A 16918-nucleotide genomic window follows, 5' to 3' on the forward strand; every position below is an offset into this window, starting at 1 on the left:
AAACAATACCTGATGGAATTTGATGATACACAAACAACTGGTTGAATTTAACAATGTCTTATATCAGGCAACTTGCTCAAAGCAATTGTACACTGAAAGCATTGTTTTTGTACACATCTAAATATGATTAACTACGTTAAAAGATTTATGATTAAAAAACAATAAACAACGGGGATGTTTCATCCAACGGTTAGAAGAGCCTGTCCGACAATTCGATACTGTCAATCTATTTTTATTTCTTATTTAAATAAATGTAGGTTAAAAATTAATTTATGTACCAATAGCATTTATCCAATAATCCAAAAACCAGTCACGGATGCTGTCACTTGATATAAGAGAAACAATCAGGACTGATAATTTATGTTACTTGGTAGGTCATTTTGTATAAGATACCCACTTTAACATTGATTGTCGGACGGCCTGTAGAAACCGTTGGCTTTCACGTACCCCTGTTGCCCCTCTTTCCTAATAGTTGTTTATTTTGATATGTTCTTTAATACCTCTTCTATATGAATACTTATTGATAGATGCTTATAATAAGGGTGTATGGGTTCCAAAAGAAATTGTCCAGTTAGAAAAAAGATAATGTATTCATCTAAAACTTAATTCAAAAAGAGATTGTTATAAAAGAGGTATTCAACTACCACTTGATATATCAATCAGCAATTGTGGTACCAAAGAATGATTATTGAAGAGATATTTTAACCTCCTCAATTAAACTTCTAACCACCTATTGAGCATTATAGGTTCTTGAAGGTTTGTGCTCTTCCAGGACCCACTGATATATATTCAACAGGCACACCCATAAGTTCTTCCAGGCGTTTAACATATTTTTGTGCTTCTTCTGGAAGATCTCCAAATTCTGTGACATGGGTGAGGTCCTGTTTCCATCCGGGTAACTCTTCATATACAGGCTCACATCTTGAAAGGTCAGATGTCAGATGTGGAGGGTATTCCATATATTCACCATCAAGTTTGTACCCTACACAGATTTTAATTGGGTCAAGTTCTGAAAGTACATCCAGTTTGGTTAGTGCTATACCAGTATAACCGTTTAAATTAATGGATTTTAATATAAGCGGTAAATCGATCCATCCACATCTTCGGGGCCTTCCAGTAGTAGTACCGAATTCACGACCTACATCTTGGAAATGTTTTCCCACTTCATCATTAAGTTCTGTCGGAAGCGGTCCTTCACCAACACGTGTTATATAGGATTTTACAATTCCCAGCACATTGGTTACCTTTGTAGGACCTACACCAATACTGGAACATGCAGAACCTGCTATGGTACTTGAAGATGTTACATATTTCTGGGTACCATGAATAACATCCAGATGAGTCCCCTGTGCACCTTCTGCCATGACACTTTTTCCGTCATCAATTGCCTTGTTCGCCTCATAGGATACATCCGCCATATATGGTTCCAGTTTTTTACCAAGTCTTACATATTTGTCAATCAATTCTTCATCCATTACAATGGACGAATCTCCTCCCAAAAATTTAATATCATTTTTCTTCTGGGGTGCAAGTTCTGAAAGTTTCTCCATAAGTTTGTTTTTATCTGTAAGGTCTGAAAACTGGATTTCATTCCTTGCTACTTTATCTACATAGGCAAAACCAATTCCACGTTTGGTGGTCCCTATTTTTTCAGTAAGTGCTGATTCACGCAGGTTGTCAAGTTCAATATGATAAGGCATTATAACACTGGTTTTTGAATCAACGCCAAGTTTTTCGGGTTCAACATTGCATCCGCTTTTTTCCAACATATCTATTTCATCAGCAAGAACTTCAGGATTTAGAACTACTCCCGGACCTATCAGAACTCTGGCATTATAAAGGAAACCAGATGGAATAAGATGGAGTTTATATACATCATCTCCAACTGTTACCGTGTGTCCTGCATTATCTCCTCCCTGAAAACGAACTATTATATCGTAATCTTTAGACATCAAATCGACAATTTTTCCTTTCCCTTCATCGCCAAACTGAGCACCTGTTAAAACCGTAAACATGGGAGTAGGATTTTAATTATAACCATAATAATGTTTTGATTTATAGCAGTAATCAAATCTATTCAATAACATATATATACTAATCTATGTGAACTACCTCGCCTAAAAGGGCGATGTTTTCTGCGAGTACCCATATCATCCCGGAGATGGTTGAGGATTCATCCTAATCAACAGGCCTGTTTGTCGCAGATTATCAGCGAATCGTCCGATGTAACCTGTATTGTGTGTACCGCGGTGTGTAATACAAATATTGTTGATTCCGATTATCATTTGAATATCAAGAATTTCTATAGAATCAAAAATAGCCAGTTAATCAGGTGGTATGAAACTGATTTCAGTTCAGTTTCACTGCGTTTCATGTGTAAAAACAGCATCAATGTCCTTCAGTTTCAGTGGTTTCAGGTATATATCCATACCCACAAACTCATACAACAAATATTTTGCAAAATTTATAATGTTAGTTAATAGCTGGATAAATTTAGTGTATTCCTTACTTTGAAAAATTTGCGATGATTAAACTATTTCATTAAATGGTATCGATATTACCCTGAAACACCTGAAACTATTATCCCCTGATAACGTTCATCAACTGAAACTTAGCTGAAACTTAACTGAATCCGCTGAAATTGGACTATTCTGATACCTTTCCTCTACTGAAACTAAAGGAATTATTAGAAATACAAAGCCTTTTCCTTGAAATATCTATTATTCGTGACAAGAACTGAATCTATACACCTGGATATGCTGACTGCTCTCCCACGACTGAACAGCCTGTCCGACAATTAATATTAAAATGGAACTCTTCTACAAAAGAACCTGCTAAGTAAGTGATATGATAAATCTATATTGTTTCTCTTATATCAGGTAATATTAGCCATACTTGGTTTTTGGATGATTGGATAAATTCCATTAATAAATAAAGTAATTTTTAACCTATATTTATTTAAATCATAAATAAAATAAATTAGTAATAATCGAATTGTCGGACAGCCTGTGAAGTCGTGGGGTTCACTTGGAACCATAAGAGCCTCAACCTTTAATGAGGTTGAGCATTTGCTGGTTCATAGACGGTACTTGCGAACTGATGCCGGGACCAGTCGTAGAGGTACCATCTCCACAGCCATTGATTCCCGCGAGCCCCACGGTATGCATTGTTGGATTAAAGTATGATGATTTTGTCATTATGTTGACTGCAGCATTGAGATATCTTCTCTGTCAATTTCTAATCCACAGTTACTGCAGTGGGACGTTCTGTCTTCTAATCTCATTTTCTCTTTCTTTTTAGTTCCGCAATGAGAACAGACCTGAGTAGTGTTATCAGGATTGACCTTGCCCACTATTTTACCTCTCTCAGCAGCTTTATAGGTCACGTGCTGAATCAACTTGTTCCATCCCACATCAGAGATTGATTTAGCTAATCTATTATTTTTGACAAGGTTCTTTATTTTCAAATTCTCAAATACTATCAGGTCGTATTTTTCGACCAACAGTTTGCTCAGGCAATGCGAGAATTTCTAATATAGAGTGTTCTGATTTTAAGAGCATGAGTGAACTCATGGGCTTTCTCTACCCCTTTACCCCGTTCATCGTAAAAGAATTTCAGGTTACTTCAGCATCATGAACATATTGGAAAATACTTTAGACAAAAACCCAAACGTTAAGAAAGAATGCAGGAGAATCTCAGCAAAATGTTCAACTCTAATACAGACAGTAATGATTTGAAAGATAGGTCGCATTCCTCACCCAGCTCGCGCAGGGTGTCCCTGCGACCTGTAGGATGAATGTATTCATCAAAATAACAGCAAAAGGGATAGAGGTTGTAGCTTTAAACCCAGTGAGTAAATCTCAAGAACATATTTGATAGTCTTTTTATAATTTATGATAACGTACATAACCAACTCAAACAATTTATATTCTTAAAAGCCTTGTACAGATATACGGTGATAACAATGGAACATATACAAAAACTAATTGAAAAATTGTCAAATGCACATGGAATATCGGGATCTGAAAACAATATCAGAAATATAATGGAAGAAGAAATCAGACCCTATGTAGACGACATCAGAACCGACAAAAACGGAAATCTTATAGCCACAAAAAAGGGCAGTGGACCTACCATAATGCTGGCTGCTCATATGGATGAAATTGGATTGATGGTTAAATACATCGATGACAACGGGTTTATAAGATTTGTTAAAGTCGGTGGATGGTTTGATCAAACACTTTACAATCAGCGTGTTGTAATAAACACTGAAAATGGTCCCATAAAAGGAGTCATCGGTGCCAAACCACCACATGTAATGAGCGACGAGGATAAGAAGAAACCGATAAAAGCAGAAGATATGTTTATAGACATCGGTGCCAAGGATAAAGAAGACGCAGAAAACCTTGGTGTACAAGTAGGGTCTACCATATCTCTTGACAGGGATTTTGAACCCCTTGCAAATGGGTTTATGACCGGGAAAGCCTTTGATAACAGAGCAGGCGTTGCCGTAGCCATTGAAATAATGAAACAACTTTCTAAAATGGATGTTGATATAAAGCCTACTATATATGCTGTAGGAACTGTTCAGGAAGAGGTCGGATTAAAAGGAGCTCGTACATCAGCATTCGGACTGAATCCAGACGCTGCCATAGCTCTTGATACTACTATACCCGGTGACCATCCCGGTATTGAGAAAAAGGATTCAGCCCTTGAAATAGGAGAAGGGTGTGTTATTACTGTAATGGACGCTGGTGGTCGAGGATTAATCGCTGACAAAAATATTGTAAAATGGCTAAAGGAAACCGGAGATGAAAACGACATACCGTATCAAATGGATGTTAGTGATGGCGGTACAACTGATGCAACTGCCATACATATTACAAGAGAAGGTATACCTTCAAGTACCATCAGCATTGCAACCAGATATATTCACTCACCGGTTGAACTCTTGAGTATAGACGACATGAAGTCTGCCGTAGACCTTGTAACCAAAGCAATTTTAAATACTGAAAAATATCTCTGAGCTTATATATTACTGATACTAATGGAAATACCATCGTTAAACATATCTAAGATAGATGTTAAATATATGCTGCATAAACAAATGTGAGGGATCATATTATTCGAAAATATTCGTTTTCTGGATACTACACTAAGAGATGGTGAACAAACACCCGGTGTAGCACTTACAACCGAAGATAAAGTATCAATAGCTCATAAACTGGATGAGCTTGGTATAGATATAATTGAAGCCGGTTCAGCAATAACTTCAGAAGGTGAACGCGAGTCTATAAAAGCAATCACTGCAGAAAATATCAATGCTGAAATCTGTAGTTATTGCCGTATCAAAAACTCTGATGTGGATTATGCGCTCGAATGTGGTGTTGATTCAATTCATCTGGTAGTTCCGGTATCTGACCTTCACATTACCGCCAAACTAAAAAAAGACCGGGATGATGTACGCCAGATAGCAAGTGAAGTTACTGAATATGCTAAAGACCACGGGCTTATTGTGGAACTCAGCGGAGAAGATGCATCCCGTGCAGACCATGAATTCCTGAAATCACTATATTCAGACGGTATTAGTGCAGGTGCAGACAGATTGTGCTATTGTGATACTGTTGGGATGCTTACTCCTGAAAAAACAAGAGAGATTTTTTCAGATATGTCATCTTCCCTTGATGCTCCTTTAAGCGTCCACTGTCATGATGATTTTGGACTTGCTGTAGCTAACAGTGTTGCTGCAATTAATGCAGGTGCTCGTGAGTGCCACATGACTGTCAATGGTATCGGCGAAAGAGCAGGAAACACTTCGCTTGAAGAAGTTATAATGATACTTGAATGGCTGTATAATCATGATACAGGTATTAAACTTGAAGAATTATACAAAACATCAAGAACTGTAAGCCGTTTGACAGGTCTTCCTGTTTCTGCTAATAAAGCTCTTGTTGGAGAGAATGCATTTACCCATGAAGCAGGAATCCATGTTCACGGTCTGCTGGCAAATACCTCTACCTATGAACCATTAAAACCAGAGACTATAGGTAGAGAGCGAAAAATTGTCATGGGTAAACATGCAGGTAAAAGTTCATTAAAACTTGCACTCAAAGAACTCGGACTTGAAGTTGATGAGTCCCAGCTTGACGAGATATTGAGTAGGGTCAAAGTACTAGCAGATAAAGGAAAAAGGGTTAGCGATGCAGATATCCAATCCATTGCTGAGACTGTTCTTGAAATTTACCGTGAACCAAAAGTCAAACTGGAAGAACTTACCGTCGTTTCCGGAAATACTGTCACACCCACCGCGTCCACCAAACTCAATGTCAATGGTCAGGATATAGTTGAAGCGGGTGTTGGAAACGGACCTGTAGATGCCGCCATCCAGGGAGTCCGAAAAGCCATTTCAGGTGTTGCAGACATACAACTTCAGGAATATCATGTGGATGCTATAACAGGTGGTACTGATGCACTTGTGGAAGTACTGGTTAAACTTTCAAAAGACGGAAAGATAATTACTTCCAGAGGAGCTCGCACTGATATCATAATGGCATCTGTTGAAGCTGTTTTAAACGGTATTAACTATTTATTGGATGAGTGAAGCTTATATGCTTCAGGTATATAAGTTGGCTCAACCAACACCAGATATTAAAGTTATCAATATTCATATCAATTACAAAATTATGGAGATGTAGCATGAAAGAGTCTACAGAAAAAATGACCGGTGCACGGGCTCTTATTGAATGTCTATATAAAGAAAATGTGGATACAATATTTGGGTATCCCGGAGGTGCTGTACTTCCTCTATATGATGAAATTTACAAATCGGATTTAAATCATATACTAACACGGCACGAACAATCAGCAGCCCATGCAGCAGATGGATATGCAAGAGCTACGGGTAAAACTGGTGTATGTGTTGCTACCTCGGGGCCCGGTGCAACCAATCTTGTAACAGGGATTGCAACCGCGTATATGGATTCAATCCCTATGGTTGCCATAACAGGACAAGTCCCCACTTTTATGATAGGTAATGATGCTTTCCAGGAAGCAAACATTACAGGTATCACATTGCCAATTACAAAACACAATTACCTTGTACAGGATGCAAATGATTTACCAAGAGTAATAAAAGAAGCATTCCATATTGCATCAACCGGGAGAAAAGGTCCTGTTCTAATCGATATACCAAAAGATGTTACCGCACAGGAAATATACTTCCATTACCCAGATAAAGTGGAACTGAGAGGATACAAACCCACTTATAAAGGTAACCTTCAGCAGGTTAAAAAAGCCTCCGAATATATAGAAAGGTCGAAAAAACCGGTAATATACGCAGGCGGAGGCATCATTAATTCCAATGCCAGTGATGAACTAAAAGAATTTGCCGAAAAAATCAATGCTCCAGTTACAACTACACTTACAGGTATCGGAAGTTTTCCTGACGACCATCCCCAGTATATAGGTATGCTTGGCATGCATGGAACAAAATATGCAAACTATGCAATACAAGAATCTGACCTTATAATCGCTGTTGGGGCAAGGTTTGATGACAGGGTCACAGGAAAAATTGCAGCATTTGCTCCAAATGCAGATATAATACATATCGACATAGACCCTGCAGAAATTTCAAAGAATATCAAGGTAAGTGTACCTATAGTAGGAGATGCTAAATGGATACTGAAATCATTGACTAAACAAGTCAGCACATGTGATTTTGGACCATGGCTTCAAAAAATCAATCAATGGAAAAAACAATATCCTCTGAAATACTTTGAAAATGAAGATGTGATAAAACCGCAGTATGTTATCGAGCAGATAAATGAAGCATGCGACGATGCCATAATTGTTACAGAAGTAGGGCAACACCAGATGTGGGCTTCGCAATACTTCAAATTTAAAGAGCCACGTACATTCATCACTTCCGGTGGTCTCGGAACTATGGGATATGGATTCCCTGCAGCTCTTGGTGCAAAAATAGGCAAGCCTGAAAAAGTGGTTTTTGATATTGCAGGGGATGGTTCTTTCCAGATGAACAGTCAGGAACTTGCGACAGCAGTACAGCATAATATTCCGGTTATTATCGCGGTAATTAACAACTGCTATCTGGGCATGGTCAGACAGTGGCAGGAGCTGTTCTTTGAACAGAGGTATTCATGTACATGTCTTGAAGAAAGTGTCGATTTTGTCAAGCTTGCCGAAGCCTATGGTGCACTGGGTCTGAGAGCTGAAAAACCGGATGAGGTAAGACCGGTGATCGATAAAGCACTCGAATCCGGAAGACCCACTGTTATCGACTTTATCGTAGAAAAAAGTGAAAATGTATCACCAATGGTGCCCGCAAGCGCTGCAATCAATGAAATACTGGATCTGGAGAGATAATAATGAAGCACACACTTGCAGTTCTGGTTGAGAACAAATACGGTGTCCTTGCACGAGTAGCAGGACTTTTCTCAAGACGAGGCTACAACATAGACAGCCTGGCGGTAGGAATTACCGATGACCCGGATATATCCCGGATGTCCATTGTAGTACACGGTGATGATTATGTACTGGAACAGGTAACCAAACAATTAAATAAACTGGTTGATGTTATAAGAGTTACCGATTTAGATGCAAAGGATTCGGTTGAACGAGAATTGGCACTTATAAAAGTGACAACCGATACCAAAACAAGACCTGAAATCATGCAGATAGTGGATGTTTTCAGAGCCCGTACAGTTGATGTTGCGGCAAAATCCATGACAATAGAGATTACTGGTAACGAGGATAAAATCAACGCAATAGAACAGCTTTTACGCCCATTTGGTATAAAAGAAATGGTAAGGACCGGTAAAATTGCGATGACAAGAGGAATTAAAAAATCCTGAAAAATTAAAATTACGTTTAATTATATTATACAAAACAAAAACAGAGGTAGTAAAAATGGTAGAGATGTATTATGATGATAATGCGAATATCGATGCATTAAAAGACAAAACAATTGCAGTTATAGGATACGGAAGTCAGGGTCATGCACAGGCACAGAATCTACATGACAGCGGATTGAATGTTATAATCGGTTTAAGAGAAGGAAGTTCTCGATGGAAACAAGCAGAGAACGACGGGCTTGAAGTAAAATCCATATCTGAAGCCGCAAAAGCTGCTGATGTAATACAGATACTTATGCCTGATGAAGTTCAGGCAAATGTTTATGAATCACATATCGAACCCGGAATAGAACCCGGGAACGCCATAGTTTTCTCACACGGTTTCAACATCCACTACAACCAGATTGTACCCTCAAAAGATATAGATGTCTATATGGTTGCTCCAAAAAGTCCGGGACATCTTGTTAGAAGAACCTTTGAAGAGGGCGCAGGTGTACCAGGCCTGATAGCTGTATATCAGGATGCCACTGGAGATGCGAAAAATCTGGCTCTTGCCCACGCAAAAGGTATAGGATGTACCAGAGCAGGAGTCCTTGAAACCAGTTTCCGGGAAGAAACCGAAACTGACCTTTTCGGGGAGCAGGTAGATCTTTGTGGAGGAGTGAGTACCCTTATAAAAACCGCATTTGAAACACTTGTTGACGCTGGATATCAGCCGGAAATGGCTTATTTTGAAACATTCCATGAACTGAAATTGATTGTTGACCTCATCTATGAAGGCGGTCTTGAAAAAATGTGGAGTTCGGTATCAAACACCGCTGAATATGGAGGGCTCACAGTAGGTCCAAAAATAATAAATGACCAATCAAGGGAAGCGATGTATGAAGCACTCGAAAGAATCCAGAGCGGTGAATTTGCCAGAGATTTTGTGCTTGAAAACCAGACAAACAGCCCCGTATTAAGTGCACTGGAGAAAAAAGAAAAAGAACACCTTGCTGAAAACGTAGGCAAAGAATTAAGATCCAAGATCCCTTGGCTTCAGGGATAAAATCTGGAATCCGTTCAATTAATGGGTTTTCCTGTTTGATAACAGGAAAATCTTTTGTTTTTATGGGCCAATTAACTGATTAAAGGGTGTCAACTTTGCATACATTAGATACAATAAAAGCCAGAAGAAGTATAAGGAAATTTGAAAATACTCCTGTTGAAAAAGAGGATATAGATACAATTCTGGATTCTGGTCGATGGGCTCCATCAGGATTAAACAACCAGCCTTGGAGATACATTGTTATACAGAACAAAGAAACTATAAAAAATCTATCTACATGTACCCACTACAGTGAAATTGTAGAAGGTGCACCTCTTTTAATTGTAGTATACCTCTATCATGAGGTCTTATACAACTATGTTAAAGATATACAGTCCATTGGTGCATCCATTGAAAACATGCTACTTGCATGTCATGAGCTGGGGCTGGGTGCTGTCTGGCTGGGAGAGATTCTAAACCAGGCTGAAAGCGTTAATGCCATACTGGAAACACCCGAATCTTTCGAACTCATGGCAGTAGTTGCCATAGGACATCCAGCAGAAAAGTCAACATCAGAGCGAAAAGAAATAAATGAACTTGTATATAGTGAAAAATTCAGTAACAGATGGATAGAAGAAAAAAGAGACGAAGAGTATTGATGGGGTATAGGAGGTAAGTTTTCTGGGATTATTAGCTTGATTAAAGGGTGTATGAAAAATCAAGCTTTTAAACTTTTTGATTTTTTCTTCGTCTCTATACGAACTATTTGTCAGTCAGTATATATAAGACCTTTGCTTAAATTACTCAATAAAAATAATTATATCAAAATTTTGTTACCCAGTAGAAGAATAATATCAAAGTTTGTTGATGCATTTCCTATTTACACAAAACTCCTTTGCTTCTTTTTCCTTTTCTTTTACACGTACAATATACCAGCCGCATTCACATGTATTATCAAGAATAGTCAATCTGCCTGATTTGGGAACAGACTGGGTATAACCACATTTATTGGTGCATCCAAGAAAACGTGAATCCTTGGTTTTTATCAAAAACATATACCCATCGCAATTGGGACACTGTCCAACAATTTCAGGTGGAAAACACTCATTTTCCATATCGCATTTGAAACATGGTCCTATACCAACAGCCCAATGATATTTGTTACCCACTTTGATTACAGCAGGTGCCCCTTTTTTACATTCACGACTTTTCATTATGTTCAAAGCACCCTTTTTGGGGAGTGGATAGGTATTTTTACATTCTGGATAACCTGTACATCCCACAAACCTGCCGTTATCCGTTGTTACTATTCGAAGAACACGATTGCATTCACTACATTTACCTATATAATTATCCGAATCTGCGACAACGCTTTCATCATAGATTGTACCGGCTATCTGTGATACCATCTCATCTTTATTGGAGGTTAGCTGGGAGTACATCTGTTTTATAAGTGCTGTTCCCTCATTAATTGCTCCATCGAGTGATTTTTTACCATCTTCTACATCCTGGATAAGCTGTTCTACACGTGCCCTGATTTCAGGTTTGACAATTAAAGGTACAGATTTATCCAGTGCTTCCATAAGGGTGAAACCTGTATCAAGGATGGATATGGATTTGCCTTTTGTTTCAAAATATCCTCGTTTTTTATTGGTTTCTATATGTGTAGGTGCTGTTGCTTTGGTACCAATTCCATTTTTATCCATAAGTGTCAGAAGTTCTGACTCTGTAAGGCGTTTTGGTGGACTAGTCTGGGATTTGGTATTTGTGATTTTATTAATCCTTAATTTTTCATTAATTTCTATTTCTGGAAGAATCTTGTCGTTTTTGGCTTCAAAAGGATATGCCCACATCCACCCTGATTCCTTTTTCACTGTACCTGTTGCATCGAATATTTCATCGTTGACAGAGATTTCAAGCCGGGTTTTTTCAAAAACAGCTGGTTGCAGCAGATTTGCAAGAAAATGCCTGACTATTAAGTCATACACATCCCAGCCTTTGGAATCGTTTACCGCGTTATTTATATCACCTTTATTCGCCGATTTTATAGGATGGATTGGTGGGTGGTCTTGTGCATCCTTTGTACCGTTTCTGGGATTGAAACCGTCTTCAGATTTTTTAAATACTTCAAGTGCAAGCTCTTTATGTGCTTTTTTTGTCAGCTCTGCAACACGGGATTTAAAATCAAAATCGTTTGCATATTTATTTGTTTCAGTCCTTGGATAGCTGGTAAACCCTGACAGATACAACTGTTCTGCAATTTCAAGTGCTCTGTCTGAATTAAGACCCAGAAATTTGGATGCACGTTTTAAAAATTCATTTGTATTTAACGGATAAGGCGGACTGGATTTAGTCTCTTTTACTTTTTTGTTGGTTATTATCCCGGTTTTACAAATTTTGATATTATTGTGAACCGTATCCGCCTTTTTTTTATCAAAAAATTTTCCTGACCTGTGAGTGCCCTGAAAATCTATGTCGTTGTGATTAAAAACTGCCTCTATTTTCCAGAAATCTCTGGGCTCAAAATCTTTAATTGCTTTTTCTCGTTCATAGACAAATCCGCATGTGGGTGTCTGGCAGGGTCCTATGGAAAGCACTCCTTTGGTTCTGGCTTTTTGCTGGACTGAAAGCGTGATATATCGGGTGAATGCGACACCCATTTTCAAATCCAGTATTTGTCGGGCTTTTGCTGAATTAGCCAGATTTACATCGGGTTCTAATGGATTCTGAAATGCTTTTTTTATTTCACCGGTGGAAAGGGATGAAAAGCGTGCCCGTTTGATTGGTGAATTACATACTTTTTCTGAAATTGATTTTGCTTCAAAACCAATATTTTCCCCTTCTCTGTCATAATCACATGCAAGGATAATCTCATCTGAATCCTTGGCTAAACGGGATATAGCATTGGCAAAAGCCTGTTTGGTTATAAATTGTTCAGGCATTGTGTCGATAAGTACACCCGGGTCAACATCTTTCCAGTTATTATATTCCTGTGGGTAGTCATAACTCATTATATGACCTGATAATCCCATGACTCGCCATTGTTTTCCATCCTTTTTAAATTCATAAACGTTTACACCCTCAAGTGTTGTACGTTCAAAATCACCCTCACTGAGAATACTGGCTATCTGGGCTGCAGCCTTGTTTTTTTCTGCAAAAGCAACTATACTCATTCTTATGTTACCTGTTAACGTTATCTTATTTACGATTTTTGAGAATTAGATGATTTAATTTCTTTGATTTTAAATATCACATATAAACTCGTTCCGGTAACTCATGATTAGGTATATGAAACATTATATTGATGTAAACATCCGGTACTGGATGAGAAGTTACAGAAGTTATATTTATACGTTGTGTGAACTACACCTGAGCTAAAGACTCAGATGTTTCCTGTTTCATACTTTTCCCTTATGGGAACAAGTCCACAGGATCTACCCCTCGTTCCGAAGGTGAAATTAGATTTTGCTTATCTAATGCAAATTTTTTAATATTTATTGATGCATTGATGTCTCTATCATGTGTCGTTTTGCAGCCAGGACATTCCCGTTCTCTGTCTTTAAGTTCCAAATCCTGATTGTAATATCCGCATACATGACAGATTTTACTTGATGGGTCAAATCGTCCTATCTTGATGATTTTTTTACCATACCATTCTGCTTTATATTCTAATTTCTGTAAAAAACTACTCCAAGAGGCATCAGTTATATGCTGTGCCAGATTATGATTTTTCAGCAGTCCTTTTACATTTTAACTTTCCAGAGCCCAGTTATATATGAACCTACAAGCTCCTATATGTTTTGCAATCAACTCTTGTTGAGTTTGGTTTGGATACATACGGTACTTGTAGGCTTTTAACATATTACAGTAATTATGATTTAACATTATTTATTTATATGCTATGATATAGATTAGACGGTATTCATCCCCGTGTTTCATTTCAAAGAAATGAAACTCGCATTAAATCTACGATTTGATGCAATGCTAAAGACACAATGGTTTTCTACCTTCAATCTTTATAAATACACTTAAAATATGGTTTCTTAATCTATTATTCATCAACATTCCCTTTATACTGGTTTATAGAATCAGCATAATAAATCATTTTTCTTTTTGCATCAATTGTGATGAAACATATATATTGGACTAAATCTTTATTTTGCAAATAAACCTAACAAGAGAGTAACAATGACATTAATGGAAGATGCTAAAAAAGGCATTATCACACCTTTAATAAAAAACGTGGCTGAAAAAGAAGGGATTGATTCTGAAACCGTGCGTTCATGTGTTGCAGAGGGACTGATAACCATTCCAAAAAACGTCAACAGCAGTTCTAACCTCTGTGGGATTGGAAAATACATGAGTACAAAAATAAACGCCAATATTGGTACATCCAGAGATTATGTAGATATCGATACCGAAGTAGAAAAAGCAAAATCTGCAGAAAGATACGGTGCCGATACCTTAATGGATTTGTCCACTGGAGGAGAACTTGACAAAATAAGGAAAAAAGTAATGGACTCTATAAACATGTCCTTTGGTACTGTCCCCATATATCAGGCTGCCTCATCACATAAATCTGTTGTAGATATGTCATCAGATGATATGTTCGATGCGGTTTTAAAGCATGCAAAAGGCGGTGTGGATTTTGTTACTATACATGCAGGAGCAAACCTGAATGCTCTTGAGCGACTCAGAAACAGTGACAGAATTACAGATGTTGTCAGCCGTGGTGGTGCTTTCACCATAGCATGGATGGTTCATAATGAACAGGAAAATCCATTTTACAGTGAATTTGACTATCTTTTAGAAATTGCTCATGAATATGACATGACATTGAGTCTTGGAGACGGTATGCGTCCAGGATGCATAAATGATGCTTCCGATGGACCAAAATTTATGGAGTTCATAACATTGGGAGAATTGATTAAAAAAGCTCGAAACCAGAATGTTCAGACGTTTGTTGAAGGTCCGGGACATGTACCAGTGGATGAAATTGAACTTAGTGTTCAGGGAATGAAAAAACTGTGCGACGGAGCTCCACTTTATCTTCTGGGACCTCTTGTAACTGATATTGCTCCCGGTTATGACCATATAACAGGTGCTATCGGCGGCACCATTGCTGGAATGTATGGGGCGGATTTTCTATGCATGACAACACCCTCAGAACATCTTGCACTGCCCTCTATTGAAGATATAAAGGAAGGAGCAATAGTTACAAGGATTGCTGCACATTCTGCTGACCTTCTTAAAGATGGACAAAAAGAACGTGCACGTAGTGTAGATACTGAAATGGCTTATGCACGTAAAAATCTGGATTGGAATACACAGTACAATCTGGCAATTGACAGTGAAAAAGCCCAGTCTATCAGAGAAAGCAGAGTGACCGAAAGCGATGCATGTTCCATGTGTGGAGACCTCTGCGCCATGGAAATTGTCAAAAAAGCTCTGGAAAAAGAAAAAAGCAATTAAAAACTCATAATATTACGCGTAATTGTACCGAAATTAATTAAAAAATTACAATAAAAGAGTTACAATTTAAATAGAATAAAATAATGTAATTTCAAAGGGGAGTAGTTTATGACCAATCAAAAGATAATATTTGTATATAATGCAGAAAGTGGAATGTTAAATACTTTATCTGACTATTTTCATAAAATGACGTCACCATCAACTTATCCATGCAACCTCTGTGCAATAACATTCGGAAACTTTGGTATGAAAAATGAATGGAAGGAATTTGTAAATAATCTGGATGTTCCTGTAGTGTTTTTACACAAAGATGAATTCTTAGATATTTATGGCATAAGCGATGCCAGTTTTCCCTGCGCCTATAAAATAAAAGATGAAAATTAGCCCGAGCTTTTTATTACATCAAAAGAAATCAACAGTTGCAAAACCCTTGAAGATTTGAAAAAACTTGTAATGGAAAAAGTGGAAAAACTGAAATAAAAAATTATATACTTATACCCTTATCTTTATTCTTCCTTAAAATCAAGAGCTACGGAGTTGAGACAGTAGCGTTTACCTGTGGGTTGTGGACCATCATTAAATACATGTCCCAGATGTCCTCCGCATCTACTACACATTACTTCGGTTCTTTCCATTGAAAAACTGTAATCAGTTTTTGTTTCTATTCTGTCTTCAGATATTGGATTCCAGAAACTGGGCCATCCGGTGCCTGAATCATATTTGGTTTCAGATGAAAACAGTTCCTGACCGCATCCAGCGCATCTGTAAATACCTTTTCTTTTATTCTGATAGTATTTTCCTGTAAACGGTGGTTCTGTTCCTTTCTCACGTAGTATATTATATTGTTCAGGAGTGAGTTCTTTTTTCCACTCCTCTTCGGATTTTTCAACCTTATGCACAATTTTCCCCCACTATAATTACGTTACCTGTTCAATATTACAATCTTAATGTTTGAACATGAATCAATTTCTAATAGAACAATATGTCTAATAATAATTAGCTTTTATGGAGAGAAGTATTAAATTATTATTTAGGGATTGGTTTTTCCCATCTACAAAAACAGATGGAACCTATAGAGCAGTACATACATAATTTCAACTTAAGCCTCTGGAACATGCCGTAACAGTAATTGCAACAATGAATGATAAGTCTGGATGTAGGGTGAAAACTCTGTAATGTGAGTTATATCAACATTTAAAACTATTTTTTAAAATTATGAATTTAAAGAAAAAACCAGAACACCTATATAAAATCATGAACACTTCAGGTTTAGAGTGTGGATTTGTATATACAGTTGATATGTTCAATGGTGATTAGCTACCCAGCCTGCGGTAAACCCAATTACACAGACTGGGCAGATAAGACCACTTTGACTACTTTCAACCACACATCTCCCTGATGGCTGAACCCCCACTCAACCATTAAACACGCTCGTCCACTACTTTAAACAGGTGTAGAGTTTTTCCCTCATTCTCTACATCTACTGTCTATCCTTTACTATAGGACTATAAATATTTATAACAAATGATGACAATATTTTTCTTGCGTT

The 16918-nt window shown here is 37.6% G+C and carries 13 protein-coding genes and 1 pseudogene; 8 read left to right on the forward strand and 6 right to left on the reverse strand.

Annotation, left to right across the window (positions count from 1 at the left end):
• Positions 1-740: 740 nt before the first annotated feature.
• The 3 genes from QZ276_RS03885 to QZ276_RS03895 all read right to left on the reverse strand — a co-directional run bounded on the left by QZ276_RS03885 (position 741) and on the right by QZ276_RS03895 (position 3502).
• Positions 741-2015, reverse strand: coding sequence for an adenylosuccinate synthase (locus tag QZ276_RS03885; protein WP_292485463.1), 1275 nt, complete (start codon positions 2013-2015; stop codon positions 741-743).
• A 1029-nt stretch (positions 2016-3044) separates the two neighbouring features.
• The gene (locus QZ276_RS03890; protein WP_292485464.1) at positions 3045-3197 is read right to left on the reverse strand and encodes a hypothetical protein; all 153 of its coding nucleotides are present in this window, start codon (positions 3195-3197) and stop codon (positions 3045-3047) included.
• Entirely contained in the window at positions 3197-3502 is a 306-nt protein-coding gene (locus QZ276_RS03895) for a transposase (RefSeq protein WP_292485466.1), read from the reverse strand. Before QZ276_RS03895 ends, QZ276_RS03890 begins: the two co-directional genes overlap by 1 nt.
• A 462-nt stretch (positions 3503-3964) precedes the next feature.
• Here QZ276_RS03895 and QZ276_RS03900 point away from each other — a divergent pair, with 462 nt between their 5' ends.
• The 6 genes from QZ276_RS03900 to QZ276_RS03925 all read left to right on the forward strand — a co-directional run bounded on the left by QZ276_RS03900 (position 3965) and on the right by QZ276_RS03925 (position 10556).
• Entirely contained in the window at positions 3965-5026 is a 1062-nt protein-coding gene (locus QZ276_RS03900) for a M42 family metallopeptidase (RefSeq protein ID WP_292485467.1), read from the forward strand.
• A gap of 93 nt (positions 5027-5119) precedes the next feature.
• Entirely contained in the window at positions 5120-6601 is a 1482-nt protein-coding gene (locus QZ276_RS03905) for a (R)-citramalate synthase (RefSeq protein ID WP_292485485.1), read from the forward strand.
• 95 nt (positions 6602-6696) lie between these two features.
• Positions 6697-8382: an acetolactate synthase large subunit gene (locus QZ276_RS03910; protein WP_292485469.1), complete on the forward strand. Its 1686-nt coding sequence runs from the start codon at positions 6697-6699 to the stop codon at positions 8380-8382.
• Positions 8383-8384: 2 nt separating this feature from the next.
• On the forward strand, positions 8385-8870 hold the full coding sequence (gene ilvN, locus QZ276_RS03915; RefSeq protein WP_292485471.1) for an acetolactate synthase small subunit: 486 nt from the start codon (positions 8385-8387) through the stop codon (positions 8868-8870).
• 55 nt (positions 8871-8925) lie between these two features.
• Positions 8926-9918 carry a ketol-acid reductoisomerase gene (gene ilvC, locus QZ276_RS03920; protein ID WP_292485474.1) on the forward strand — a complete coding sequence of 331 codons (993 nt, stop codon included), beginning with the start codon at positions 8926-8928 and terminating at the stop codon, positions 9916-9918.
• Positions 9919-10013: 95 nt separating this feature from the next.
• The gene (locus QZ276_RS03925) at positions 10014-10556 is read left to right on the forward strand and encodes a nitroreductase (protein WP_292485476.1); all 543 of its coding nucleotides are present in this window, start codon (positions 10014-10016) and stop codon (positions 10554-10556) included.
• A gap of 195 nt (positions 10557-10751) precedes the next feature.
• On the opposite strand, the gene QZ276_RS03930 is transcribed toward QZ276_RS03925, so the two are convergent.
• Together QZ276_RS03930 and QZ276_RS03935 are read right to left on the reverse strand one after the other, a co-directional pair.
• Positions 10752-13070, reverse strand: a complete 2319-nt coding sequence (locus tag QZ276_RS03930; RefSeq protein ID WP_292485478.1) for a DNA topoisomerase — start codon at positions 13068-13070, stop codon at positions 10752-10754.
• Between the two features lie 238 nt (positions 13071-13308).
• Positions 13309-13782, reverse strand: a pseudogene (locus QZ276_RS03935) (RNA-guided endonuclease TnpB family protein).
• A 303-nt stretch (positions 13783-14085) separates the two neighbouring features.
• Between QZ276_RS03935 and thiC the strand changes: the two are divergent.
• Entirely contained in the window at positions 14086-15369 is a 1284-nt protein-coding gene (gene thiC / locus QZ276_RS03940; RefSeq protein WP_292485481.1) for a phosphomethylpyrimidine synthase ThiC, read from the forward strand.
• Between the two features lie 186 nt (positions 15370-15555).
• Positions 15556-15753 (forward strand): hypothetical protein, encoded by a 198-nt coding sequence (locus tag QZ276_RS03945; RefSeq protein WP_292485483.1) that lies wholly within the window; start codon positions 15556-15558, stop codon positions 15751-15753.
• 122 nt (positions 15754-15875) lie between these two features.
• Here QZ276_RS03945 and msrB read toward each other — a convergent pair whose 3' ends face one another.
• Positions 15876-16271: a peptide-methionine (R)-S-oxide reductase MsrB gene (gene msrB / locus QZ276_RS03950; protein WP_292485487.1), complete on the reverse strand. Its 396-nt coding sequence runs from the start codon at positions 16269-16271 to the stop codon at positions 15876-15878.
• Positions 16272-16918 lie beyond the last annotated feature (647 nt).

Origin of the sequence: Methanohalobium sp. (assembly GCF_018609725.1) — an archaeon.
GTDB lineage: Archaea > Halobacteriota > Methanosarcinia > Methanosarcinales > Methanosarcinaceae > Methanohalobium.

Coding starts and splice junctions, on each gene's coding strand:
- QZ276_RS03885 (WP_292485463.1), bottom strand. CDS start 2,015: ATGTTTACGGTTTTAACAGGTGCTCAGTTTGGCGATGAAGGGAAAGGA.
- QZ276_RS03890 (WP_292485464.1), bottom strand. CDS start 3,197: ATGACAAAATCATCATACTTTAATCCAACAATGCATACCGTGGGGCTC.
- QZ276_RS03900 (WP_292485467.1), top strand. CDS start 3,965: ATGGAACATATACAAAAACTAATTGAAAAATTGTCAAATGCACATGGA.
- QZ276_RS03910 (WP_292485469.1), top strand. CDS start 6,697: ATGAAAGAGTCTACAGAAAAAATGACCGGTGCACGGGCTCTTATTGAA.
- ilvN (WP_292485471.1), top strand. CDS start 8,385: ATGAAGCACACACTTGCAGTTCTGGTTGAGAACAAATACGGTGTCCTT.
- ilvC (WP_292485474.1), top strand. CDS start 8,926: ATGGTAGAGATGTATTATGATGATAATGCGAATATCGATGCATTAAAA.
- QZ276_RS03930 (WP_292485478.1), bottom strand. CDS start 13,070: ATGAGTATAGTTGCTTTTGCAGAAAAAAACAAGGCTGCAGCCCAGATA.
- thiC (WP_292485481.1), top strand. CDS start 14,086: ATGACATTAATGGAAGATGCTAAAAAAGGCATTATCACACCTTTAATA.
- QZ276_RS03945 (WP_292485483.1), top strand. CDS start 15,556: ATGACGTCACCATCAACTTATCCATGCAACCTCTGTGCAATAACATTC.